General features: G+C 71.8%; 19 protein-coding genes. 12 read left to right on the top strand and 7 right to left on the bottom strand.

Annotation, left to right across the window (positions count from 1 at the left end):
- Positions 1 to 335: 335 nt before the first annotated feature.
- The 3 genes from ACPA54_RS11400 to ACPA54_RS11390 all read right to left on the bottom strand — a co-directional run bounded on the left by ACPA54_RS11400 (position 336) and on the right by ACPA54_RS11390 (position 4704).
- Positions 336 to 701 (bottom strand): PLD nuclease N-terminal domain-containing protein, encoded by a 366-nt coding sequence (locus ACPA54_RS11400; protein WP_423528604.1) that lies wholly within the window; start codon positions 699 to 701, stop codon positions 336 to 338.
- A gap of 81 nt (positions 702 to 782) precedes the next feature.
- Positions 783 to 2393: a mucoidy inhibitor MuiA family protein gene (locus ACPA54_RS11395; RefSeq protein WP_423528602.1), complete on the bottom strand. Its 1611-nt coding sequence runs from the start codon at positions 2391 to 2393 to the stop codon at positions 783 to 785.
- Between the two features lie 181 nt (positions 2394 to 2574).
- Positions 2575 to 4704 carry a DUF4139 domain-containing protein gene (locus ACPA54_RS11390; protein ID WP_423528600.1) on the bottom strand — a complete coding sequence of 710 codons (2130 nt, stop codon included), beginning with the start codon at positions 4702 to 4704 and terminating at the stop codon, positions 2575 to 2577.
- A gap of 327 nt (positions 4705 to 5031) precedes the next feature.
- Between ACPA54_RS11390 and ACPA54_RS11385 the strand changes: the two genes are divergently transcribed.
- Positions 5032 to 6483, top strand: coding sequence for a menaquinone biosynthesis decarboxylase (locus ACPA54_RS11385; RefSeq protein WP_423528599.1), 1452 nt, complete (start codon positions 5032 to 5034; stop codon positions 6481 to 6483).
- Between the two features lie 169 nt (positions 6484 to 6652).
- The gene (mqnP, locus tag ACPA54_RS11380) at positions 6653 to 7558 is read left to right on the top strand and encodes a menaquinone biosynthesis prenyltransferase MqnP (protein ID WP_423528597.1); all 906 of its coding nucleotides are present in this window, start codon (positions 6653 to 6655) and stop codon (positions 7556 to 7558) included.
- 58 nt (positions 7559 to 7616) lie between these two features.
- On the opposite strand, the gene ACPA54_RS11375 is transcribed toward mqnP, so the two are convergent.
- Both ACPA54_RS11375 and ACPA54_RS11370 read right to left on the bottom strand, forming a co-directional pair.
- Positions 7617 to 8591 carry a hypothetical protein gene (locus ACPA54_RS11375; protein WP_423528595.1) on the bottom strand — a complete coding sequence of 325 codons (975 nt, stop codon included), beginning with the start codon at positions 8589 to 8591 and terminating at the stop codon, positions 7617 to 7619.
- A 115-nt stretch (positions 8592 to 8706) separates the two neighbouring features.
- Positions 8707 to 9387 (bottom strand): rhomboid family intramembrane serine protease, encoded by a 681-nt coding sequence (locus ACPA54_RS11370; protein ID WP_423528593.1) that lies wholly within the window; start codon positions 9385 to 9387, stop codon positions 8707 to 8709.
- A gap of 174 nt (positions 9388 to 9561) precedes the next feature.
- Between ACPA54_RS11370 and ACPA54_RS11365 the strand changes: the two genes are divergently transcribed.
- Positions 9562 to 10215, top strand: coding sequence for a UbiX family flavin prenyltransferase (locus ACPA54_RS11365; RefSeq protein WP_423528591.1), 654 nt, complete (start codon positions 9562 to 9564; stop codon positions 10213 to 10215).
- 104 nt (positions 10216 to 10319) lie between these two features.
- Here the strand turns inward: ACPA54_RS11365 and ACPA54_RS11360 are convergent, their stop codons facing one another.
- Positions 10320 to 10454: a hypothetical protein gene (locus ACPA54_RS11360; protein WP_345681204.1), complete on the bottom strand. Its 135-nt coding sequence runs from the start codon at positions 10452 to 10454 to the stop codon at positions 10320 to 10322.
- A 328-nt stretch (positions 10455 to 10782) separates the two neighbouring features.
- On the opposite strand from ACPA54_RS11360, the gene ACPA54_RS11355 reads away from it, so the two are divergent.
- From ACPA54_RS11355 to ACPA54_RS11320, 8 genes are all read left to right on the top strand, one after another.
- Positions 10783 to 11244: an Lrp/AsnC family transcriptional regulator gene (locus ACPA54_RS11355; RefSeq protein WP_345681205.1), complete on the top strand. Its 462-nt coding sequence runs from the start codon at positions 10783 to 10785 to the stop codon at positions 11242 to 11244.
- Between the two features lie 91 nt (positions 11245 to 11335).
- Positions 11336 to 12499: an aminofutalosine synthase MqnE gene (mqnE, locus tag ACPA54_RS11350; protein WP_423528589.1), complete on the top strand. Its 1164-nt coding sequence runs from the start codon at positions 11336 to 11338 to the stop codon at positions 12497 to 12499.
- Between the two features lie 176 nt (positions 12500 to 12675).
- Positions 12676 to 13095 (top strand): DUF4229 domain-containing protein, encoded by a 420-nt coding sequence (locus ACPA54_RS11345; protein WP_423528587.1) that lies wholly within the window; start codon positions 12676 to 12678, stop codon positions 13093 to 13095.
- Between the two features lie 403 nt (positions 13096 to 13498).
- Complete coding sequence (locus tag ACPA54_RS11340; protein ID WP_423528585.1) at positions 13499 to 14854, top strand: dicarboxylate/amino acid:cation symporter; 1356 nt, start codon at positions 13499 to 13501, stop codon at positions 14852 to 14854.
- Positions 14855 to 15409: 555 nt separating this feature from the next.
- A complete protein-coding gene (locus ACPA54_RS11335; protein ID WP_423528583.1) occupies positions 15410 to 15691 on the top strand; it encodes a hypothetical protein in 282 nt (93 codons plus the stop codon).
- A 182-nt stretch (positions 15692 to 15873) separates the two neighbouring features.
- The gene (locus ACPA54_RS11330; protein ID WP_423528581.1) at positions 15874 to 17019 is read left to right on the top strand and encodes a hypothetical protein; all 1146 of its coding nucleotides are present in this window, start codon (positions 15874 to 15876) and stop codon (positions 17017 to 17019) included.
- Between the two features lie 250 nt (positions 17020 to 17269).
- The gene (locus ACPA54_RS11325; protein WP_423528579.1) at positions 17270 to 20062 is read left to right on the top strand and encodes a hypothetical protein; all 2793 of its coding nucleotides are present in this window, start codon (positions 17270 to 17272) and stop codon (positions 20060 to 20062) included.
- 400 nt (positions 20063 to 20462) lie between these two features.
- Positions 20463 to 20996, top strand: coding sequence for a GNAT family N-acetyltransferase (locus tag ACPA54_RS11320; protein ID WP_423528577.1), 534 nt, complete (start codon positions 20463 to 20465; stop codon positions 20994 to 20996).
- 117 nt (positions 20997 to 21113) lie between these two features.
- On the opposite strand, the gene ACPA54_RS11315 is transcribed toward ACPA54_RS11320, so the two are convergent.
- Positions 21114 to 22037, bottom strand: coding sequence for a hypothetical protein (locus tag ACPA54_RS11315; RefSeq protein ID WP_423528575.1), 924 nt, complete (start codon positions 22035 to 22037; stop codon positions 21114 to 21116).
- Positions 22038 to 22730: 693 nt separating this feature from the next.
- Here ACPA54_RS11315 and ACPA54_RS11310 point away from each other — a divergent pair.
- Entirely contained in the window at positions 22731 to 23543 is an 813-nt protein-coding gene (locus tag ACPA54_RS11310) for a menaquinone biosynthetic enzyme MqnA/MqnD family protein (RefSeq protein WP_423528996.1), read from the top strand.
- Positions 23544 to 23591 lie beyond the last annotated feature (48 nt).

The following is a 23591-nucleotide window of genomic DNA, read 5'->3' as shown; positions in this document are numbered from 1 at the left end:
CGCGCTCTCCGCGCTCTCCGCGCTCTCCGCGCTCTCCGCGCTCTCCGCGCTCTCCGCGCTCTCCGCGCTCTCCGCGCTCTCCGCGCTCTCCGCGCTCTCCGCGCGCCTAGAGCCTCTACCCCCCGTGAGTCCCTGCCCCGCGAGCCCCAGATCCCGTGAGCTTCACAAGCCCCCGCGAGCCGCGCCCCCACGCGCGCGCCATTCCCGCCGAGCCCGAGCCGCGACACACGTCGGGGCGGATCCCGCACGGATGCCAGGTCGGCCATCCGTGCCGGGGACCCGCCCCGTCGTCGTCACTGCCGCGGCGCGGCTGCGGTGCTCAGCCCTTCGGGTACTCAGTCCTTCGGGCGCGAGTCCGGTTCCGGATCGTCGCCGCCGCGGAGGTCCTGTTCGGGGTGCTTCAGGTCCTCCTCCCAGCGCTTGAGCATGTCCTCGTGCTCCTGGTTGCTCTTGGACAGCGACGCCAGGAACTCGGGGTCGTCGTCCGGCGCCACGAAGCGCGTCCGGGGCCGCCCCGCCGCGTCCTCCCGCGGGCGGCCGACCGTGAACCAGCCGAGCGCGCCGAGGACCGGGATGAGCAGGGCGACCATCCACGCAGGCTTCGACAGCGTGCGGACCTTGTGCTCATCGGCCGACAGGCAATCGATGAACCCGTACAGGTGGACGGCGAACAGCAGAACCAACGGTGCGAGCCGCAGCATCGGAGACGACTCCCTGAGGTGGGCGGTGGTGCATGTCCAGACTACGGGCCCGCACCCGGCTGAGAAGGGCCACGGCCGCCGTCACAGCCCCTGGACCCTGCCCGACGCCGACAATCCGTAGACCAGCACGATCTCGCGCCGCTCGCCCGGGGTCAGCTCCAGGTCGTACCGGACGATGCCCTCCGCATCGGCCTTCCCCGGCGCCGGAGCGCACGCCGCCGCGTCGATCTCCACCTCGACCGCGGACACCTCGGACACCGGGATGCGTTCCCGCAGCACCACCGGCACCGGCGCGCCCGTCCCGGCCAGGTGCGATATGAACACCCGCACCGTGCGGGTCGTGGTGGTCCGTCCGGTCAGCGCCTTGGTGTCGCGCCGCTCGGAGACGTGCCGGACCACCCGGAAGGTGTCCTCGCTCCCGAACGGCAGCCGCACCTCCTCGCCCTGGCCGCTGAACTTCAGCCTCCCGCGCCCCACGAACCCGCTCTCCCGCACCAGGTCCACCGGCCCGGCAAGCAACACGTGCCCCGCGTCGTTCGGGAAGTACGCGACCCGGGACACCAGCGGCGACAGTTCCGGCGCCGCGGCGTACTCGGTCCGCGCGGCCGCGGTGAAACCGGTGAGGTGCACCCGGTGCGGCCGGCCATCCGACGGCACCGTCACCGGCGTCGGCGCGGCCAGCACCCGGACCTCCCCGCCGTCGTCTACACCCGGCAGCTCGGCCGCGTTCGACGCGACCGCGCCGACCGTGCTGACGTCCTCCTCGCGCAGGTCGACCTCGACCGTGCGCTTCTCCTCGTCGCTCTTGTCCCGCAGCCGGATGTCGTCGTCGACCAGCGCGGGCGGCTTCGCGGCCAGTGTCGGCCGGGCCGTGGACAGCGACAGCCGCACCCCGTTCCAGTCCTCGCCGGTCCGCTGCCACACCACGGCGTCCGCAGCGAGGTGCACCGACGTGCCGTCGGCGGCCAGCGTCGCCCGGTAGGCGGGCCGCCACAGCGCACACGGCACCAGATGCACCACCCGCAATGCGACCCGGCCCGCCTGCTCGGCCTCCACGACGACCTCGACCACCGCGCCGACCTCGGACGGCGCTTCCTCGGTCGCCGCCAACGCGCGGCGTGCCTCGGTCAGCCGCGCGGACACCCGCTCGCGTTCGTAGCGCAGCGTCTGGAGGTCCTCGTGGCGCTGCTCCTCCGCGGCGTCCACCGCCTCCAGCCGGCCCGCCCAGTCGATCGTGTCGAAGTGCACGCCCGACGAGCCGCTGTCCGCTCCGGCGAACTCGGCCAGCGCCCGGTGCAGTTCGGCGCGAGCCTGGCCGGCCACCGCGAGCGCGGACTCGGCCCGCACTTTGCGCCGGTCCAGCTCGTCGACCTCCTGCTCGAGGTCGAACACCCGGGTCCGCAGCCGGGACGCGTCCGCACCCGGCACCGGTGGCGGCACGGTCGCCGCTCGGACCACCCGCGCATCGACCACCGTCACCCCGGCACCGTCCACGACCTCGGCCCGCAGCGACCGGTCCACCGCGAGCGCGGTCACCGGGCCGATCCGCAACCGCTGCGTCCCGGCGGCGAGTTCCACCGTGCCGGAGCGTTCGACCTGGGCGCGGTCCTCCAGACAGGTCACCGCCGTGATGGGCAGCGCGAGCGGCTCCGCGACCGCGTCGTCGTTCCGGTGGTACGTCAGCTCAGCCACGCGGGCACCTCCCCCGATCGGCGCTCCGCCGGACGCGGGGCGCGGTCCACTGCTTGCCGAAATCCTGCCGCTGCTTGCCGAAACCCTGCCGCCCGGCCGCCTCGGCGGCCGAGCGGTGCTGCCTGCCGCGCGTCCGGTGCGCCACCGGACGCGGCGTCCCCTCCCTGTGCGAGCCGCATCGTCACGCCCTCCGGTTTCCGCCGACGACCGCCTTGCCGGTCGGGATCCGGAGCGTGTAGCCGCCGACCAGCGTGCGGGTGGTCGCGGCGGGTATCCGCAGCCGCCACACCCGGGCGCCGCGCACCAGCCGCCCGTCCCGGAGTTCGGTGTCCGGCTCCCACGCGGGCTCGGCGGCGCGCTCGTCGATCCGCACGTCCTTGTCGTCGCTGACCGGGACGCGTTCGAGGACTTCGAGCACGATCTCGCGGCCGAGATGGTTCGCGACGTCGACCTCCACGGTGTGCTCGAGCAGCGTCGTCCCGCCGCGCAACCCCGCCGTGGACTCGCGCATATGGCTGCGGCGGGCGACCTGGATGCTCTCCACGACGCCCACCCCCACCCGCTGCCGCTCGCCCGGCGCCAGCGTCGGCAGCGGCACCGTCATGAGGAACTCGCCCCCCACGCTCACGTCCGCGGGGCCCGCGAGCAGCGCGTGCGCCGACGCGTTGGTGACGTGCACCGTCCCGAACACTGCCTCGTCGACCGACGGGACGCACACGAACTCGGGCTCCAGCGCCACCTCGACGGTGCACACCGGGACGGTGTGCCAGGTGCCGTCCGACGCGACGTCGGCCGGTGCGGCGACGTCGAAGCGGTAGTCGTACGACCCCGCGGACTCACGCACCCGCGCCGCGTGCGCGGGCAGCACCAGCCCGGACACGGCCTCGGCCCGGCGCCGGTACTCGTCCGCCACCAGGTTCGCCCGCACGCCCGGCGCCAACCGGCCGCGCGCCGGATCGTCCGGCCCGGCGAGCGTCAGGCCCGCATAGTCGAGCAGGTCGGCATCCGGGACCGGCGGCCCGGCCGGGACGGGCGCGCTCGGCTCGGGCATCGCGTCGAACATCGGCGCGGCCGCCGCGGGGGCACCGGCGAAGCTGCGGGCCTCCGCGGCCGGCATGGCGCGCCGCCGGGCCCGCGGCGGGGGCGCGCCGCCCGGCGCCTGCGGCACCGGCATCGGGGCGGCCGGGGCAGGCGGCGGAGTCATCGCCGGGAGCGCCATCGTCGGCATCGGCGGGGCGGACCGGTACCAGACTTGGTCCTCGTCGGCTTCCTCGGCGGCGCCGTAGCCGCCCATGCCGCCCGGCCCGGCGACGGCCACCGCGCCCGCGTACCCCTCCTCGCTCGCCAGGCGGGCCTGCCGCCGGGTGTCGTAGCCCGTGAACAGCTCGTCCAGCCCGGACGGCGGCTCGCGCCAGCCGGACGCCGGCGGGACGGCCTGACGGCGGCCGATCCGCAGGGAACGCAGCTCCGGCAGGTCCGTGCGCCGGTCCAGGTCGGCGGTGGAGAGCCCGAGGCGGACCCCGGACCAGTCCTCGCCGGTGCGCTGTGCGACGGCCGCACGCATGACGAGCGAACCGCCGGTCATCGCCGGGTCGAGCCGCAGCTGGTACTGCGGCACCCAGCGGGCGCCCGGCACCTGGTACTCGACGTCGAGCAGCACCTCCCCGGCGACGGACTCGGCGATGTCGAGCGTCAGCACCGCCGCACCGGTGGTCTGCGTATCGGTGGTGCGCAGGGCCCCCGAGGCCTCGTCGAGCCGGTGCTTGGCGACGGTGACGTCGTGGTCGGCCTGACGGCACTCCGCATCGACCGCCCGGTAGGACTCGTGCAGGCTCGTCAGCCGGGTGTCCACGAAGTCCGCGAGCGCCAGCACCGGCTCCACCGACGCCGGTCGCGGATACGGATCCTCCCGGCGCGGCTTGGCCGGCACCGCGCGCAGCGCCGCCGTGGCGTCGATCTCGGTGCGCAGCCGCACCCGGCGCCCGGCCAGCCGCCGGGCCCGCTCGCGGGCTTCGTCCAGGACCCGGCGCAGCCGCGGCAGGTCCTCGGCGGTCACGACCTGGGTCTCGAGGTGCGGCCGGACGTCGGCGACGCGGACCGCGCCGCCCGCGTCGACGACGCTGCCGCGCAGCGACTCGGCGTAGGCGGCCAACGGGATCCCGCCGACCTGGACGCGCAGCTCACCGGTATGCCCGTCGGGCACGGCGACCCGTGCCCGACGGGTGCAGATGGCCCCTTGCGCATAGACAACGACCGATTCGAGCCGGGAATCGACCGCCGACCCGGTGGCGGGTTCGACCGCGACATCCATTGCATCCTCCCCAAGTCCCCGACGGCGTGCGGTGTTCAAAGTATTTGAGGAAGCGGGGGGCGGATGGGTTCCCTTTTTCACTCGCGGGTGTGGTGGCTGGGGGTTATCCACAGGGTTGGGGTGAGGAGGTGGGACACGCCGTGCCGGTTGAAGGAAACTGACGGTGTCGGGGCGACCGCCAGGGGTGATCGCCGGCGGGCCGATGGCGGAGGGGGCGGGGGAGGGGCGTCCGACGCGAGACCGAGTCCCGAAGTGGTGGGAGGAGGGAGGGCCCGACAGGGAGCCCGGTCGGTGGAGCTCGTCCTCCCGTATCCGATACTGGTGCCCATGGCATACGGCACCCTCCGCGCCTTCCTCAAAGCCCTGGAGAAGGACGGCGACCTCCGGCGCATTCGCGTCGAGGTGGATCCGCACCTCGAGGTCGGCGAGATCACCGACCGCGTCAACAAAGCCGGCGGCCCCGCGCTGCTCTTCGAGAACGTGCGCGGCAGCTCGATGCCGCTGGCGATGAACGTGTTCGGCACCGACCGCCGCATGCTCAAGGCGCTCGGCCTTTCTTCGTACGCCGAGATCAGCGACAAGATCGGCGGCCTGCTCAAGCCCGAGTTGCCGCAAGGTTTCTCCGGGCTGCGCGAAGCGTTCGGGAAGCTCGGGTCGGTTGCGCACATCCCGCCGAAGAAGGTGTCGAGCGCGCCCTGCCAGGAGATCGTGCTCAAGGGCGACGAAGTCGACCTGACCGCCATCCCCGCGCTGCACACGTGGCCGGAGGACGGCGGCTCCTTCTACAACTTGGGCCTGACGCACACGAAGGATCCCGACACCGGCGTCCGCAACCTCGGCCTCTACCGGCTCCAGCGGCACGACGAGCGCACCATCGGCATGCACTGGCAGATCCACAAGGACTCGCGCAACCACTACCAGGTCGCGGCGAAGCGCGGGGAGCGGCTGCCGGTGGCGATCGCGTTCGGCTGCCCGCCCGCGGTGACCTATGCCGCGACCGCTCCGCTGCCCGGCGACATCGACGAGTACCTCTTCGCGGGTTTCGTGCAGGGCAAGCGGGTGGAGATGGTCGACTGCCAGACCGTGCCGCTCCAGGTCCCCGCCGAGGCGGAGGTCGTCCTGGAGGGCTGGCTGGAGCCCGGCGTGATGCGCGACGAGGGCCCGTTCGGCGACCACACCGGCTTCTACACGCCGATGGAGCCGTTCCCGGCGCTCACCATCGACTGCGTGACGATGCGCAAGGAGCCGATCCTGCAGTCGATCGTCGTCGGCCGCCCGCCGACCGAGGACGGGCCGCTGGGCAAGGCGACCGAGCGGTTCTTCCTGCCGCTGCTCAAGATCATCGTCCCGGACATCGTGGACTACGACCTGCCCGAGGCCGGCGGCTTCCACAACTGCGCCATCGTCTCGATCGACAAGAAATACCCCAAGCACGCGCAGAAGGTCATGCACGCGATCTGGGGCGCGCACATGATGTCGCTGACCAAGCTGATCGTCGTCGTCGACGCGGATTGCGACGTGCACGACTACGGGGAAGTCGCGTGGCGGGCGTTCGGCAACGTCGACTACGCGCGCGACCTCTGCGTCGTCGAAGGCCCCGTCGACCACCTCGACCACGCCTCCTACCAGCAGTTCTGGGGCGGCAAGGCGGGCATCGACGCGACGCGCAAGCTGCCCGAGGAGGGCTACACGCGCGACGGCGGCTGGCCGGAAATGGTCGCTTCGGACCCCGCCACGGCCGAGTTGGTCACGCGGCGATGGAAGCAGTACGGATTGTGATCGGACCTTTGATCGGACCTGCGAGCGGACCTGTAGGCAGACCAGTGGGCAGACCAATGGGCATCGGGATCGGAGACGCCATGGCTTCAGGCAGAGCGGCGGCCGGGGCGGAGCGGTCCCGGCCGCGCACCCGGCGCGCGGACCGCGCGGACACCCCGGAGCGAACCCGGTGACTTCCGCAGCTTTCCCCGCACCGTCCGAAGAAGGCCGCACCCGGGCGTTCCTGCGTCTGGTGATGATCGAGCACTCGGTCTTCGCGCTGCCTTTCGCCTACATCGCGGCGCTCACCGCGATGTTCGAGGTCAACGGCCACGTCCACTACTGGGAGCTGTTCCTGGTCACGGTGGCGATGGTCGGCCTGCGCACGTTCGCGATGGCGTGCAACCGCATCATCGACCGCGAGATCGACGCGCGGAACCCGCGCACGGCGACCCGCGAGCTGGTCACCGGCAAGGTCTCGGTGCGCACCGCGTGGGCGGGTGCGCTGGTCGCGCTGTTCTTCTACCTGGTCGCGGCCGCGCTGCTGAACCCGCTGTGCTTCGCGCTGGCGCCGCTCGCCGTCGTGCCGATGGTGGTCTATCCGTACGGCAAGCGCTTCACCGACATCCCGCACGCCATCCTCGGGCTCGCGCAGGCGATCGGCCCGATCGGCGCGTGGCTCGCGGTCACCGGCTCGTGGTCGTGGGACGCGGTGGTCCTCGGCCTCGCGGTCGGCTCGTGGATCGGCGGCTTCGACCTGATCTTCGGCTGCCAGGACGTGGCCGCCGACCGCGCGCACGGCGTCAAGAGCGTCCCGGCCCGCTGGGGTATCGCGAACGCGCTGTACGCGTCGCGGATCACGCACGTCTTCACCACGCTGCTGTTCATCTGGTTCGGCGTGCTGACCGGCGCCGGGTTCTTCTGGTGGCTGGGCCTGCTGCTCGTCATGGCCGCGTTCGTCTACGAGCACTCGCTGGTCAAGCCGGACGACCTGTCCAAGCTGAACCGCGCGTTCTTCACCACCAACGGCTTCATCGGCATTGCGCTGTTCGTGTGCGCGCTGCTCGACCTGGTGGTCCGCGGCCTCCGGCTCTGACCGGGCGTCGTCCCGTGGGCCCGTGCGGGCCCACGGGCAGCCCCGCCGCACGGAGCGGTCAGGCGGCGGTGCCGCCGCCCGGGCCCCGGCCCCCGCCGTCGTAGTCGTCGTCCGACCCGCCGGATCCGAAGATCCCGCTCATCACCTTGTCCATGTCGACGGTGTCGTCGTCCTTCGGCGCGGTGACCGTCCCGCCGGAGTCGTGCGTGTACCGGGTGTCCATGGACGCCTCGTTCTTGCCGTCGCCGTCCTCGTCGACGGTGATGCGGACCGGCAGCGGAGTGCCGTGCGTGGGGATGTACAGGGTCTCCGTGATCTTCCCGCCCTCGCCGTCGTCGGAGACGGCCTTCACCGGGATCGTCTCGATGCCGCCGACCGTGGTCGGCGTCCCCAGGCTGTACGCGGGCTCGCCGGGGTAAGCGTCGTCGTAGTACCCCTCGTCGTCCTCGTCGGATCCCGCGTCGGATTCGGTGTCGTCCCCGCCGAACGGGCCGCTGCCCCACAACCCCTCGACGGTGCCGAAGCCCCCGCCGAAGCCCTTGGACGCCTTCTGCTTGAGGTACTTGCCTTCCATGAGCTTCGCGAACTCGCGGAAGTCGCCGTCCGGCTCGTTCCGCTCGGAGTAGCCCGGCGAGGACTTCATGGCGTCGAACAGCACCTCGAAGCTGCCGCGCTCCATCAGCATGTACTGCGAGGACCCCACCCGCAGTTCGTGCATGCGCTTGCCCTTGAGCAGGACTTCCGACTCCTTGTCGCCGGACGCGTTGATCCGCGAGAAGCCGGACAGCGGAATGCCGTACAGGGTGCCGTGGAACTCGGCGCGGACGCTGCGCACATCGCGGTCGGCCTGCGCCACGCGCTTCATCAGGTCTTCGGCGCTGATGCCGGTGTTCGGCGCGCCGGTGTTGCCGACCGGCGCGTCGGCCACGTCGCGGGCCTGGCGGGCCCAGTCGGTCCCGAGTCCGCCGCACGCGGTGGCCAGGAACACCAGCGGTATGAGTGCGGCGGCGCGGCCGATACGGCGGTGGCGCAACGTTTCCCCCCGGGTGGAATGGTGCTCGGACTGGTGTCCGAATCCGCAGTTGTATCGCCGAACCATGACGCCGTCCACCGGGATGTCCGCGGCGGTCCGCGGCCCGCCGCGGCGCCTACAGCAGACCCATGTCCTTCAGCTCGTCGGACAGCGGCCGCGGACCGGAAGCCGCCGCCTGCCCGCGCGGGTTGCGCGCCTCCCGGGCACGCTCGCCGCGCCCCTCCCGTTCGCGCCGCAGCGCGAAGGCCGCGGCCACGCCGCCCGCGAAGCCGAACACGTGGCCCTGCCAGGAGATCGACGGCGACGACGGGAAGACGCCCCACAGCATCGTCCAGCCGTAGACCGAGGTGATCGCGAAGGCGAGCAGGATGTCGAAGATCCGCCGGTCGACGAAGCCGCGGACCAGCAGATAGCCGAAGTAGCCGAAGACCAGGATGCTCGCGCCGACCGTCGAGGTGCCCGACGGCGAGATCAGCCACACGCCGAGGCCGCCCACCGCGCTCACGGTCAGCGTCACCGCCGCGAAGCGCACGAAGCCGCGGGTGGCGCACAGGAATGCGAGCACCGCCAGGGGCACGGTGTTCCCGATGATGTGGCCGAGACTCGCGTGCACGTACGGCGCGGTCAGCACGTCCGGCAGTTCGTCCAGGCGGCGCGGCGTGATGCCGTAGCCGGTCAGCGAGTAGTCGGTCGCGAGGTTGACGATCTCGACGGCCCAGATGACGGCCAGCAGGAGGCCGGTGGTGAGAAGTGCGGTACGCAGGCCCCGGAGCGGGCCGGGCAGGAGCGGGGACACCGAAGCCTCCCTGGACGGCGGGCCGCCCCCCGGCGGCCCCTTCGTCCCCCAGTCCAGCGCCCGGGCAGGCCGCGGTCAACAGATTCGGCGGGTCGGGCGCGGATTCCGGGGACTTCCCGCAACCGTACGGAGGGCCGGGCGAGGGCCGGTCGGGGCGCTGGGACAATGGGCGGTATGCAGGGGAACCAGCGCAGGCCGTGGATCGTCGGGGTGTCCGGAGCGTCCGGGACGCCGTACGCGGCCGCGGTGATGCGCGGCCTGTTGGATGCGGGGGAGGCTGTCGACCTGGTGGTCAGCCGCGCGGCGCGGCTGACGATCCTGGACGAGACGGGCATCGCGTTCCGTGACGCGCACTGGCACGACGACTTGGCGGACTGGCTGAAGTCGGACGCCGGGCTCGACCGGGTGGCGTACTGGCCGGCCGGGGACATGGCGGCGGGCCCGTCGAGCGGCTCGTACCCGGCGAAGGGCATGGCGGTGGTGCCGGCCAGCACGGCCTCGGTGGCGGGGATCGCGCTGGGGCTGTCGAAGGACCTGGTGCAGCGGAGCGCGGACGTGACGCTCAAGGAGCGGCGGCCCCTCGTCGTGGTGCCGCGCGAGACGCCGCTGACCGGGACGACCCTGCGGCACCTGGTGCGTCTCGACGACGCGGGTGCCGTGGTTCTCCCGGCCAGTCCGGCGTTCTACGCGGGAGCGTCGGAGGTCCAGCGGCTGGTCGACTTCGTGGCCGGCAAGGTGCTGGACGTCCTGGGTGTGCCGCACACCCTGTTCCGGCGGTGGGACGGCACGTTGGGCGGCGCCCGGCGGGCGGAGGCCGCCGCGCCGTGAGGACCGGATCGGGAACCTGGGTGCGGTCCGGTGCGGTCCTCGGCCGGAGCTGCGGCCCGCTGTGCCGCGGGCTGTCCGGTGGCGAGCTCGCCGCGCCGCGCCGGTCAGCGGGCGCTGCGGGCGCGGGCGACGAACTTCTTGACGGCTTTCAGGGTCGGGCGCGGGCCGATCGGGCGCGTGCGCTCCGCCTGCTCGTGCAGCTCTTGGATGTGCGCACGGGCCATTTCGAGGGTGTACATGATGGGTCCCTCCCGGTCCGCCAACCGATCGGGTCGGCGGTGTTGTTGAATCGGAGGTTGATGGCCTCCGGTTGCCTTCGATTCTAAGGGATGCGATCGTTAACGTCGAGTGAAACGCAGGCCAACACGGCCTCATTCCTGGTGATAACCGTGTGATGTGCATCCCATGACGCTGTGTTTTAAGCCGCAGTTCATGGCAGGGATGGGCAAAGAAGGCAAGATCGACGGAAGCGCCGAAAGTGTGGGAAATCCCCACGCGCGGCACGAGCACGGCACCAGCCGGGCACGAGCAGAACGCGGAAACGCGGACTGGCAGAGGAGAACGAGCATGGATGCGGTGGACCGCAAGCTCATCCAGGCGCTGCGGATCAACGGCCGCGCGTCGTACGCCGAGCTGGGCCGGCTTGTCGGCCTGTCCGGCCCCAGCGTGACCGACCGCATCAACCGCCTCGAGCAGGCCGGGGTCATCACCGGCTACCGCGCCACCGTCGACCCGGTGACCCTCGGCCTCGGCGTGACCGCGCTCATCGGCCTCCAGCTGTCCGACGCCGCGGACCACGAGGACGTCAGCCGACGGCTGCGCGACGTGGAGGAGATCGAGGACTGCTGGTTCATCTCCGGCGACGACTCCTTCATGCTCAAGGTCCGGGTTCCCGACGTCGCGGGCCTGGAGCAGGTCATCCGGCGGCTGTCCGGCACCCGCGGCGTGGCGCGCACCCGCACCACGGTCGTGCTGTCCACCAAGTGGGAGTACCGCGCCGCCGATCTGCCGGGCGAACCGGAGGCGTAGGCTCGTTCCCCCGGCGCCGCTGTGCACCGGTGGACCCCGGATGGGCACAGTTCGGCAAGGTTCGGCACGGATCGGCAGGGAGAAGCGAACGATGGACTCGGGTCTGCGCAAGGAGATCGAGGACAAGGTCCTCTCCGGCGAGCGGCTCAGCCGCGAGGACGGCATCGCGCTCTACGCGTGCGACGACCTGGCGTGGCTCGGCGGCCTCGCGCACCACGTGCGGACGCGGAAAAACGGCGACGTCGTGCACTTCAACGTCAACCGGCACCTCAACATGACGAACGTGTGCCAGGCGTCCTGCGCCTACTGCTCGTTCCAGCGCAAGCCGGGCGAGAAGGACGCGTACACGATGCGCATCGAGGACGCCGTGCGGCTGGCCAAGGAGATGGAGCCGGACGGCATCACCGAGCTGCACATCGTCAACGGCCTGCACCCCACGCTGCCGTGGCGGTACTACCCCCGGTCGCTGCGCGAGCTGAAGAAGGTGCTGCCGGACGTCTCGCTGAAGGCGTTCACGGCGACCGAGATCCAGCACTTCGAGACGATCTCCGGCCTCACCGCGTCCGAGATCCTCGACGAGCTCATCGACGCGGGCCTGGAGTCGCTCACCGGCGGCGGCGCGGAGATCTTCGACTGGGAGGTCCGCCAGCACATCGTCGACCACGCCACCCACTGGGAGGACTGGTCGCGCATCCACCGGCTGGCGCACGAGAAGGGCCTCAAGACGCCCGCCACCATGCTGTACGGCCACATCGAGGAGCCCCGGCACCGCGTCGACCACGTGCTGCGGCTGCGCGAACTGCAGGACGAGACCGGCGGCTTCCAGGTCTTCATCCCGCTGCGCTACCAGCACGACTTCCACGACAGCCGGGACGGCATCGTCCGCAACCGGCTCCAGGCCCGCACCACGATGGCCACCGGCGCCGAGGCGCTCAAGGTGTTCGCGGTGTCCCGGCTGCTGTTCGACAACGTGCCGCACGTCAAGTGCTTCTGGGTCATGCACGGCCTGGCCACCGCGCAGCTCGCGCTCAACCACGGCGCGGACGACCTGGACGGCTCGGTCGTCGAGTACAAGATCACGCACGACGCGGACGGGTTCGGCACGCCGAACAAGATGACCCGCGACGACCTGCTCGAACTCATCCGCGACGCGGGCTTCCGCCCGGTCGAACGGAACACCCGCTACCAGATCGTGCGGGAGTACGAAGGACCGCAGCCCGGCCGCCGGGACGTCCCCCAGCCGATGAAGTTCTGACCCCCGCCGCAGCCCCGGAGCGACCGCTCCGGGGCTGCGGTGTTCCCGCTCCCGGGCGGCCCCCTCCGAGCCGCTTTTGCGGGGGTGCTGTACTGGATGTCCGGACGGCCCGGCGCCCTGCGCCCCGCCGCCGGGCCCCGCCATCGATGGCAGACGGAACGGCAGAAGGAACCGACGTGTCCGAATCGCACTCCGCGTCCGACAACCCGACCGAGAACCCGGTGCCGGCCGCGGCCGACCAGCCGGGGGCGCTGGAGGCACGCGACCCGGCCGCCCCGCGCGGCGGCCACCCGGCGCTGCGCTACACGCTGCTGCGCATCGGCCTGTTCGCGGTGGTCTCGGGCCTGGTGTGGGTGCTGGCGCGGTACGGGCTGAAGCTCACCGGCGACGGTGCGGGCATCTTCGTCGTGGGCGTGTCGCTGGCGGTGTCCGGCCTGCTCAGCTACTTCCTGCTGAACAGTCAGCGGGACGCGATGTCGGCGGCCCTGGTGGAACGCGTCGAGCGCGCGAAGGCCCGTCTGGACGAAGGCGCGTCGGCCGAGGACGAGCTGATTTCGGACATCACCCACGCAACCCGCCCGAAGAACGCAATGTGAGCATCCGGCTGCCATCGGTAATCATTTTGTCGTTTTACTGATGGACTGTTTACACTCCACCTCATGTTCGGCACAGGCGACTTGTATGCGACGCGCACGGCGGTGGGTTTCCCGCTCGTGGCACGTCTGCATGTCGACCTGGGCCGTTGCGCCACCGCACTGTGTAGCGGCGCCGGCGTCAGCTGAACCGGTACGCGCACCACGCAATTACGCGTACCGCTTCCGCACGCCGCCCCGACCGCTTCGCGGGTCAGCCCCGACGACCGGGCCCCGCACCTGACCGGTGGGCGCACACCTCCTCCGCGGTGCCTCCACATGCCACATCAGGGCCTTGAAGCGGTCGCTCCCCCGTCCCGTTCGCCACGGTGCCCGGCACTCGGCCGGCCGCTTCAGGAGCCCTTCTGTGTCTGCAACTGCCGCAGTCCCCAAGAGAACCCTGCCCAAGATCCCCTTCTGGGCGCAGACCTTCATCGGCCTCGCGGTCGGTGTCGCCCTCGGCTTCATCGCCAAGAACACGAACGCCGACTGGCTGACCACGACCCTCGAGCAGGTCGGCGACATCTTCGTCCGCCTGCTCAAGCTGGCCGTCCCGCCGCTGGTGTTCACCGCGGTGCTGATCTCCGTGGTCAACCTGCGCAAGGTCAACAACGCCGCGAAGCTCGCGCTGCGCACGCTGATGTGGTTCCTGATCACGTCGCTGATCGCGGTCACCATCGGCATCGTCCTCGGCCTGCTGACCGACCCGGGCCAGGGCGTGCACCTCCCCGCCGGCCTGGAGAAGAAGCCCGCCACCAACGGCGACTGGCTCGACTTCCTGACCAGCATCGTCCCGACGAACATCGTCGACGCGTTCGGCCCCAAGCCACAGGTCCTGCAGATCGTCTTCCTCGGCGCGGTCCTCGGCGCGGCGATCCTCTCGGTCGGCAAGAAGGCCGAGCCGCTGATCAACGGCGCGGAGATCGTCCTCGAGGTCGTGCAGAAGGCCCTGTGGTGGGTCATCAAGCTGTCCCCGATCGGCACCGCCGGCCTCATCGGCACCGCCGTCGCCACCTACGGCTGGGACTCGCTGAAGCCGCTCGGCACCTTCACCGCCGACGTCTACATCGGCTGCGCGCTGGTGCTGTTCGTCGTGTACCCGCTGCTGCTCGCGTTCGTGGGGCGCGTCAACCCGGTGAACTTCTTCAAGGGCGCCTGGCCCGCGATCCAGCTCGCGTTCGTCTCCCGCTCCTCGGTCGGCACCATGCCGGTGACCCAGCGCTCCGTCGAGCGCCTCGGCGTCCCCAAGGAGTACGCGTCCTTCGCCGTCCCGTTCGGCGCCACCACCAAGATGGACGGCTGCGCCGCGATCTACCCGTCGCTCGCCGCGATCTTCGTCGCCCAGTACTTCCACATCAGCCTGGACCTGAAGGACTACTTCCTCATCGTCCTGGTCTCGGTCATCGGCTCGGCCGCCACCGCGGGCCTCACCGGCGCGATCGTCATGCTCACGCTGACCCTCGACACCGTCGGCCTCCCGCTCGCCGGCGTCGGCCTGCTCCTCGCCATCGACCCGATCCTCGACATGATGCGCACCGCGACCAACGTAGCGGGCCAAGCTGCAACACCTGTCATCGTTGCCGCACGTCAGGGCATCCTCGACATGGACAAGTACAACAACCCGCGTGACATCGACGCCGCCGACGACACCTCGTCGGACGCCGATGACGCGACCAAGAACGTGCCTTCTCAGCCGGACCGTCGGGAGCCGGTCTCCGTCTGACGGGCACATCGCAAGCGGCCCCGTTTCCCTTCGTGTCGTGGGGGAGTGGGGCCGCTTCGCGAATGGACAACTTCGCTTCGTTGCGCGGCCGGGGCCGCCGACTCCGGCAGCAAGGTGACGGTGTCCGTGTCGCTCTACGGCCACGACCCCATCAACTCCTCCGGCCCGACCGACCGATACCAGGTCACGGCGGGGGCGCTGCCTGAAAGCTAGGCTGCGCGTCAAGAAGTGCCGGCCCCGCAGGCGCGGGGATCGCTCGCCCTCGACATCGCGATCTCGGTACGCGACAGAGCGTGGCCCCGCAGAAGCGGGGACGCCCGTGCACTAGTGCTCGTTGTCGCGGCGGGTAACTCCGTTTGGGTTGGGCGAGCAAAGGGTGCGCCGCATCTCTCCACCCGCGCATCCCGCGGTACTCGTCTGCGGTGGCCCACGCAGCCGAGCCGCTGCGTGCACTGGGGCCGTTGCTTCCGGTTCGTCGTGGACGCTGAGACGTCGTTCTCCGGATAGACCTTGAGCACCGGCCACCCATGACGCCCGCTGGAGTCCGGTGGCGACATGCGCAAGGCGATCATCGGCGTCGGCGGCGTGATGGTCGACCGCCGTGCGGGTGTGGTCACCGTGATCGGCTCCGCGATGACCCAAGCCGGCGACGTGGCCTACCACCGCAAGTACGACCAAGAGACCGGCGAGAGCCCGTGGATGAACCGCACCTGCGGTTGCCGACTCTGCTGTGCGGGGCCGGCCGGCGCGGTGGCGGTGCTCGACGTGCACAGGCTTCGTGTGAGGATCCGACGGCTGCTCGGCGGAACCCGCGCTCGTTGGACGACGGGGCGGTGACCAATCGGGACGCCGAGCCGCCGTCTCCGGCGGAAGTCCAGGTGCAGGTCCAGGAGCAGGCCGAGGCGAAGTAGCCCCCGGCACCCGGCCCTCGACATGGTGGGAAGTCGGCCTTACCATCGGGCGGTTCGGTGGGGTGGGTGGACCGGGTCGGGGGACAAGTGCGCGGCAGAGTTGCGGCGTTGGTGATCGCGTTGGTCACGGTGGGGATGGCGGCGCTGCCGGTCGGCGCGGCGGCGCCGGCCGAGGTGCGGTTGCCGGGGAAGGCCGGGGGCGCCGTGGAACTGGCTTTTGAGGGCGCGCCCGCGCTGATCCTGCCGAAGGGCGGTGTCCAGGAATTCACCGTCAAAGCGCACAACGCCAGTGGCAAGCCGGCTCGACTCGAGGAGTCGCGCCTGTATGAGACCTTCAACGGCAGCATCGCCGACCCGGGTATCGACGTGGAGATTCTGCGCGACGGCGACTGGCAGACCGCGAAGTTCGCCTACGCGTTCGGTGAGGACCACGGGGCTTCGACCCCTCTCGCGGAGCCGCTGGAGCTGGCACCCGGCGAGTCCGCGACGGTTGCCCGACTGCGCCTCAACGCCGGCAGCGTCGACGACGGCTATTTGCGCCACGGCAGCATGACGCTCAACGCCGCGGTGCGCGTCGCCGACACCGGTCCGGATGGCGATCCGGCCGCCGGAACGCAGGGGTTGAACGCCTTCGCTTCCATCGATCTGGTCGCCGCGGTCTACTTCGACGGATTCTCCGAGAACTGGGTCCCCGGTGCGCCCGCGCGAGAGCTGACGGTGCGCGTCGCCGAGAACCTGCCCGAGTCCGCGTCCTTCCGCTGGAACTTCGCCATGCTGCGGAGCCCTGTGGAGAACGAGGAGTGCCTTGTCTCGCTGGAGGCCTTCGACCCCCGCACGTCCCAATGGCGGCGTGAAACCACCCACGAGTTTCCGTTGGCCGCGTACGCCACCGGGCCTCCGGGTGACCAGACGCTGCGTCTGCGGTTGGCGCTGTCCGACCACTTCCCGAGCTACGTCGTCCTGAACTATGGCATTTCGGACCTCGACGAAGCACCGATCAGACTGGCCAATCCCCAGCAGCAGCAGTGGCCTCCGGTGGCCGACTCGCCGGAGAACGGAGGGTGCGCCAGCCCTGCCGGGCACCTCGCGGCATCGCCCCCCGCGACCGCCTCCGGCTCGGACGCGAACGGCCCGGAGGCCCAAGCCGGGTCTGCCGGCCACCCCCGGAGGCCGCTCCGGTACGCCGCCGCCGGTGCCTTGATCCTGGCGCTCGGTGCGGTGGCGTTCGCGCAGCGGCGCAAGAAGCGGGCGTGAGCGCGGTCACGATCATCGGGTGGCCGAGAAATGCTGTCAGAAATGCTGTCCAAGTGGTGCTTCTCCCTGATAATTTGCCCTGCCGCCGTGTGTGCAGCCGGTTTTCGGCCCCGCGGCGGGCGGCAGGTGGGGCATCGGCCGTGTCGAGACGGCCTGATGGGGTTCGGGGAGGACCGTTCTGCACATGTTCAAGCACGCCCGTTTCGGCTTGGGGTCTCGCGCCACACGCCTGAAGATACGTTTCGCTGCGGTGACGGTCCTGGCCACGGCTTTGATCGTGCCGGTGGAGGCGTCGGCCGCGGACCCGAGCGCCCCGACGACGCCCACGGCCGGCGTCTCCGCCACGGACTCGGCCACCCCGCCGACGGCCGCCGCGGACCCGAAGACCGCGCCGGCCACCACCGCGCCGGCCGACACCGCATCGACCCCCGCAGGCGCCGCGTCGATCCCCACCGGCTCACCGGCAACCCCGCCGCAAACGCCAGGCGTTCAAGCCGCCGCGGACGCCGCCGACTGCGCGGTCCTCCCGCTCGCCCCCTACGGCCCCGCAGGTGACGCCCACGCCACCGGCTCTCTGACCTACCGTCAGACTGCCTGCTACCGCGTCACCGCCCCGGCCGGCGTCCTCGTCGTCGCCAACGACGACACCGCCGTGCAGAAGACCGTGACCACGGCCGACGACCAGGTCGTCTGCGCCAAGTCCGCGTACGTCTCGTGCGCGCTCCCGGCCGCGGGCACCTACACACTCGTCCTCGAAGGCAACGCGACCTACGCCGCCGCCTACGACATCGCCGCGCGGTCGTACGCGACCACCGACGGGTGTCTCCCCGCCGTCGCGACCGGGTTCGGTCAGCCGCCGACCGCCGGCCAGTTCGCCACCGAAGACCAGGTGGACTGCCGCCGCCTCGACGCCCAGCCGGGCGCGCGGATCCTGGTGGACACGGCGGACAACGACACCCCCACCGGCGGCTACCGGATCGTCGGCCCGACCGGCGCGGACGCCTGTGCCTCCGACGGGTACCCGTACGGGTGTGTGCTGCAAGGCACCGGCCCTTACCGGGTGATTTCCTCCAGCACCTACCACTACGTCGGCCCGTACGCCCTCCGCGTCCGCCAACTCTCCGACCCCGTCGGCTGCCCGGAGATCGCCCCGCAGGCCTTCGGCGCCGGCGCGTCGCAGGGCGCCGTGCCGTGCCGCACGCTGCAGGTGCCCGCCCCCGGCCCGTACCGGGTCGGCGCACCGGTGCTGCGCGCGGACGGCTCGACGCTGTGCCCTGCCGCGGGCATCTGCGTCTTCGACGCCGCGGGCCGGTACACGGCGTTCGTCGACGGCCACCCGAAGTCGACCACGGTCGCGTTCGTGGACATGAAGTCCACCGCGGGCTGTGTCCCGACGTCCGACCAGGGCGCCGTGGACCCGGTCAACCGGGGCAGCCTCGCGCCGGGCGCGCAGGCCTGTCTGCAACTGCCGTCGCCGACGGGCGCCACGCTGCTCGTGGCGAAGCCGGTGCTCAAGGCCGTCGACGCGGCACTCGCCGACTCGTTCGAGGTCCTGAACGCCGACGGCACCGCCGCATGTGACGGCCCGTTGACGAACTGCCGCCTCACCGGGCCCGCGCCGTACCGTCTCCTGGTCTCGGGCACCGTCGCCCCCTACGCCGTGTCGGTGTTCCGGCTCGACCAGCCTGTCGGCTGCCCGGAATTGGGCCGGGACGGCTTCGGCACCGACACCGGGGCGAGCGCGCGGTTCGACGCGAGCCACCCCCTCCGCTGCTTCGCCGTTCCGGCGAACGCCCACGCCGCGGAAGAGCTGTTCCAGTTCGCGGGGGTGCAAGGCAGCACGCTCGACCTCGGCGCTCTTTCGGTCGTCGGCGGCTGCACGACGGGCGAGGCGCGTTCCGGCGCGGTGTCCTGCAAGCTGGCGCCCGGCGCCGCCACCGTGATCGTGCGGGGCCCGGCTTCGGACGCGGAGTTCCACGTGGTGCGCCGCGACGTGACCGCTGCGGCCGCCGGGTGCGTGCCGACCGCGACCACGGTTGGCGGCAAGCCGACCGCGCTGACGTTCGGTTCCGCGACCGCCGCGGCGTGCGTCCGGGTGACCGGTGCCTCGACCGACGAGTTCCGCGCCGCCGTTCCGTCCGGGTCCCGGGTGACCGCCGCGGTGTTCGGCGCGCCGGGTGCCGCGGGCTCGATGACCGGCTCGGGCTGCATCTTCCCGTGCGCTTTCGGTGGTGCTTCCGACTACCGCGTGGTCACCGTGCCGACGGCGGGCACCGCCCTGCCGGCCGGCCCGGTGCGCCTGAGCGTCTGGCGGACGGCGACCGCGGCAGGTCCGCCGCCCGAGTGCCCGAAGATCGTGTCGCAGCACGGGTTCACCCTGACCGGGACGGTCGGCCCCGACCACCCGGCCGAGTGCGTCGTGGTGCCCGTCAAGGCGCAGGACTCCTTCGACCTGACGTCGGTCGACACCGGGACCGGGCAGTCGCGGCCGTGGCCGACCCTCCTGCTCCGGGGCGACGCGAGGAACGCCTGCACGGGCTCCGGCGAGCAGATCTTCCGCTGCCGCATCGACGGCACGCCGGCCCAGGGCTATGCGCTGCTGATCGTGGAAGGCACGAACGACGCGGTGGTGCCGTACCGGGTCGAGGCCCTGTGCCGCGTCACCCAGTGCGGCAGCGACGTCCTCAAGCTGACCGCCGTGTCTCCCGGCACCGCGCCCCGCAACACCATCCCCACCCTCACCCTCACCGGAACCGTGCTCCAGCGCACCGACACCGTTCGCCTCACCCGCACGGGCAAGGCCGACCTTCCGGTCACCGTCACCGGGGCCGCCTTGGACGGGACTTCGTTGACCGGCACGGTGAACTTGACCGGGGCGGCGTTCGGTTCCTGGAACGTGGTGGTGAAGTCGGCCGACGGCACCGAGCGTGTGCTGGCCAATGCCTTCACCGTGGTGGTCACGTCCCGCGACCAGCTGACGCCCCAGGAGGATGGCTCCAAGTGGGAGGGCACCAAGGGCCGCACGCCCATCAAGCCCGCCTGACGGACACACACGCGGATACAAAGGCCGACACAAAGGCGGACGCCAACCCGAACGCAGACGCGGACGCACAGTCCACCTCATAGTCGGACCACGACGGCCGCCCGGGCCGACCGGGCGGCCGTCTGTGCTGTGCCCGCGGCCCGCCGCGGCCACGTGCGGCGCCTTCCGGCGGCGCATGTCGTGTACCAGCGCCTCCGGGCCCGCGCGTGCCGCCGGCGATCTTGCTCGGGAATCGGCCGACGCAAGCTTCGCGGACTGGCCGTTCCGTGACCTCCGGGGCCGAGGTCCCTACCGTGCCGGGACGGAATCGTTTCGTCGAACCGGCCGTGCGTTCGGCGTCCGCGATGCAAGTTCGGCCGTCCGGAGGGGCGGCCCTGGTGGAATGGGGCGCGTACGGCGTATGGAGATAGAGATCCTGCAAGCCGGCGAAGAGCACCTGACGGACATCGCGGCGCTGGCGAAGTCGCGCAGCCTCGACGGGCTCGACGAGGCGGTCGCACGCCGCGAGGGCTTCCTGGTCTCCGCCTATGACGAAACGGTCTACCGCGCCCGGCTCTCCGCACACGAGTACTTCCAGGTGGCGGTGGAAGACGGCAACGTCGTCGGTTTCGTCCTGGCGTACGCCAACCGCCACTTCGGCGCGGACGAATGGCTCAACCGGCGCGTCGCGGACGAACTCGGCGGCATCCTGGTCGTCAAGCAGGTGTGCGTCGCGCGCGAGGCCGCCGGCCACGGCATCGGATCGCTGCTCTACCGTCATGTCCTCGACGGGTGGACGACGACTCCGGTGGTCGCCGCCGTGGTCGCCGAGCCGCGCAACGAGGCCTCCAACGCGTTCCACGGCAAGCACGGCTTCGGCGTGATGTTCACCCTCAGGCCGCCCGACGGGCGCCTCCGCAACGTGTGGGTCCGGCCCGGGCAGACCGGCCTCTGAGCCACCGCGGACCGACTCGGCACACACAGAGACTTCGGCGCAGACGAAGGCCGCCGCGGGGTATCCCCGGCGACGGCCTTCGTTCATCAGTCCGCTCGTAGTCGTCGGCCGAAGCCGTCAGGCAGTCCTCCGCCGCGTCCGCAGCACCGCGCCCGCGATGCCCGCGCCCGCCAGCGCGACGACCCCGCCGATCAGGACGATCCACGAGTAGCCGACGAGGGTCTCGGTGAAGACGTCGTACACCGCCCCCGTCGCGTCGGTGCCCAGTTCCTTCGTGGTGGCCTCGTCGACCACCGGCGACCGTGCGAGGTTGGCCGCCACCAGCAGGACGCCGGACGCGACCACCACCCCCATCGCGGTAAGCGCCAGCGCCCGCAGCCGCCGCACGGCGACCAGCAGGCCCACCGCGCACAGCGCCGCGGCCAGGCCGGGGATCATCCAGCCCGCGTCGTCGATGCCCTTGAGGGTGTCTTGCGCCTGGCCCGAATGCGGGATGTCGGCGAGCCGCACCGGGATGTCCGCGGGCAGCCGGCTCCGGTCGACGCGCACGCCCGCCCGCGTCAGCTCGGCGATGAGCGGCTCCAGCGGCGTCTCCACGTGCACCGTCAGCTCGGTGCCGTTCTGCCGGTCGGGGTCCGTCGTCGTGACGGCCGTGTCCTTGCCCAGGAGCGAGTCCACCACGATGCTGTGCGCCTGGCGGACGCCCTCGCGCCACACCCGGTGGAACTCGTCGGTGTCCATCACCTTGTTCACCGACGCCAGCACCTGGTTCTTGGCGGTCGGGATGCCGGCCCGGTCGACGATCTCGTTGGTGATCCTGGACGCTATTTCGTCGCGGATGGCCCGCTTCTCGATCAGCTGCGTCGCATTGTCGGTGAACCCGTCGTCCGAGATCACGTCGTTCTTCAGCCATGCCGCGGTGATCGCCGGGATGGTCAGCAGCACCGTCAGCAGCAGGCACAGGAAGGCGACGACGCCGCGCACCGCCGCGTACTGCGGCCGCCCGGTCGGAGGACGGCCGGGCGCGGCGGGCCCGGGCACCGAACCGGGCAGCGTCGACCCCGGCGGCAGCGATCCGGGCGGGACCGAGCCCGGCGGCGGAGAACCCGGCGGCGGAGAACCCGGCGGCGCGGACGCCGGCGGTACGGTCCCCGCGGGCGCGGCATGCGGCGTGGCGGGCCCGTTGCCCGGCCGTCCGACGTCGAAGGGGCCCGGCGCCGGCGGGTAGGCGCCCGGCGCGGGCGGGTACGCGGCCGGAGGCGCCTGCGGCCCCGGCGGCGCCGGGGGATAGCCCCCCGGGTGCGGGTATCCGGGAGGGCCGGGGGGAATGCCGCCTTCGCCCTGCTGGTACCCGGGACCGGGATGCATGTTGGGGCCTCCGTAAATCAGGGGTCACACGGTCCGGGAAGCCACGCGTCCGCGCCCGGCACGCCGTCCGACCGGCCGGCCCGGCCTTCCGGCCGCGGGCACCCCGGCACCGAGAATGCCAGCTCGGCGGTCATGTGTGGGACCGGCGCGGCCAGGTTGTGGCGAGTCGGTGACACTCGTGCGGGTGACCCGCCCCGCGCGCCCGGCCCCGGGACCCGGGCATAGTCTCAGTGGGTGGACACCAAGGACACGGCGCCCCGCGACCCGGACCGCGCCGACGAGCACGCCCCCGCCACCTTCGCCGACGGCGGTGCCGCCGCCCGGAACGGCGACGGATCGCAGCCGCGCCGACCGCGCGTCGGCCACATCCAGTTCCTCAACTGCCTTCCGCTCTACTGGGCGATGGCGCGCACCGGCGCCCTCCTCGACATGGAGCTGACGAAGGACACGCCCGACAACCTCAACGACGCGCTGGTCCGCGGCGACCTCGACGTCGGCCCGATCAGCCTCGTCGAGTTCCTGCGGCACGCCGACGACCTCGTGGTGCTGCCGGACATCGCGGTCGGCAGCGACGGCCCGGTCATGTCGGTGATCATGGTCAGCCAGGTCCCCGCGGAGCAGCTCGACGGCGCGAAAGTGGCGCTCGGTTCGACGTCGCGGACGTCCGTCCGGCTCGCCCGGCTGCTCCTGGAAGAGCGCTTCGGCGTGCGGCCCGAGTTCTACACGTGCCCGCCGGATCTGGCGCTGATGATGCAGGAAGCCGACGCGGGCGTGCTGATCGGCGACGCCGCGCTGCGCGCTTCCCTGCACGACGCGCCGCGGCTCGGCCTGCACGTGGTCGACCTGGGGCAGGCCTGGAAGGAATGGACGGGGTTGCCGTTCGTCTTCGCGGTGTGGGCGGCGCGCCGCGACTTCCTGGCCGCGCATCCGGAGCGGGTGCGCGAGGTGCACCGGGCGTTCCTGGAGTCGCGCGACCTGTCGATGGCCGAGGTGGCCAAGGTCGCCGAGCAGGCGGCGCGCTGGGAGGCGTTCGACGCGTCCACGCTGGAGCGCTACTTCGCCGAGGCCCTGGACTTCTCGCTGGGCGAGCGGCAGCTGACCGGGATCGCCGAGTTTGCCCGGCGGACCGCGCACGACACCGGGTATGCCGCGGATGTGCGGGTCGAACTGCTGCCCTAGCCCGCGCTGCCGTCCCGCATCGTGGAAACCACTTGTCCGCATGATGAA

Source organism: Uniformispora flossi, assembly GCF_049534875.1.
GTDB lineage: Bacteria > Actinomycetota > Actinomycetes > Streptomycetales > Streptomycetaceae > Yinghuangia > Yinghuangia aomiensis.
This window is presented reverse-complemented; position numbering and strand designations above follow the sequence as displayed.

Bases quoted from the DNA above. Each gene is read 5' to 3' on its own strand.
- ACPA54_RS11390 (WP_423528600.1), bottom strand. From the start codon at position 4,704: ATGGATGTCGCGGTCGAACCCGCCACCGGGTCGGCGGTCGATTCCCGG.
- ACPA54_RS11335 (WP_423528583.1), top strand. From the start codon at position 15,410: ATGCGCAAGGCGATCATCGGCGTCGGCGGCGTGATGGTCGACCGCCGT.
- ACPA54_RS11355 (WP_345681205.1), top strand. From the start codon at position 10,783: ATGGATGCGGTGGACCGCAAGCTCATCCAGGCGCTGCGGATCAACGGC.
- ACPA54_RS11320 (WP_423528577.1), top strand. From the start codon at position 20,463: ATGGAGATAGAGATCCTGCAAGCCGGCGAAGAGCACCTGACGGACATC.
- ACPA54_RS11385 (WP_423528599.1), top strand. From the start codon at position 5,032: ATGGCATACGGCACCCTCCGCGCCTTCCTCAAAGCCCTGGAGAAGGAC.
- mqnE (WP_423528589.1), top strand. From the start codon at position 11,336: ATGGACTCGGGTCTGCGCAAGGAGATCGAGGACAAGGTCCTCTCCGGC.
- ACPA54_RS11365 (WP_423528591.1), top strand. From the start codon at position 9,562: ATGCAGGGGAACCAGCGCAGGCCGTGGATCGTCGGGGTGTCCGGAGCG.
- ACPA54_RS11400 (WP_423528604.1), bottom strand. From the start codon at position 701: ATGCTGCGGCTCGCACCGTTGGTTCTGCTGTTCGCCGTCCACCTGTAC.
- ACPA54_RS11360 (WP_345681204.1), bottom strand. From the start codon at position 10,454: ATGTACACCCTCGAAATGGCCCGTGCGCACATCCAAGAGCTGCACGAG.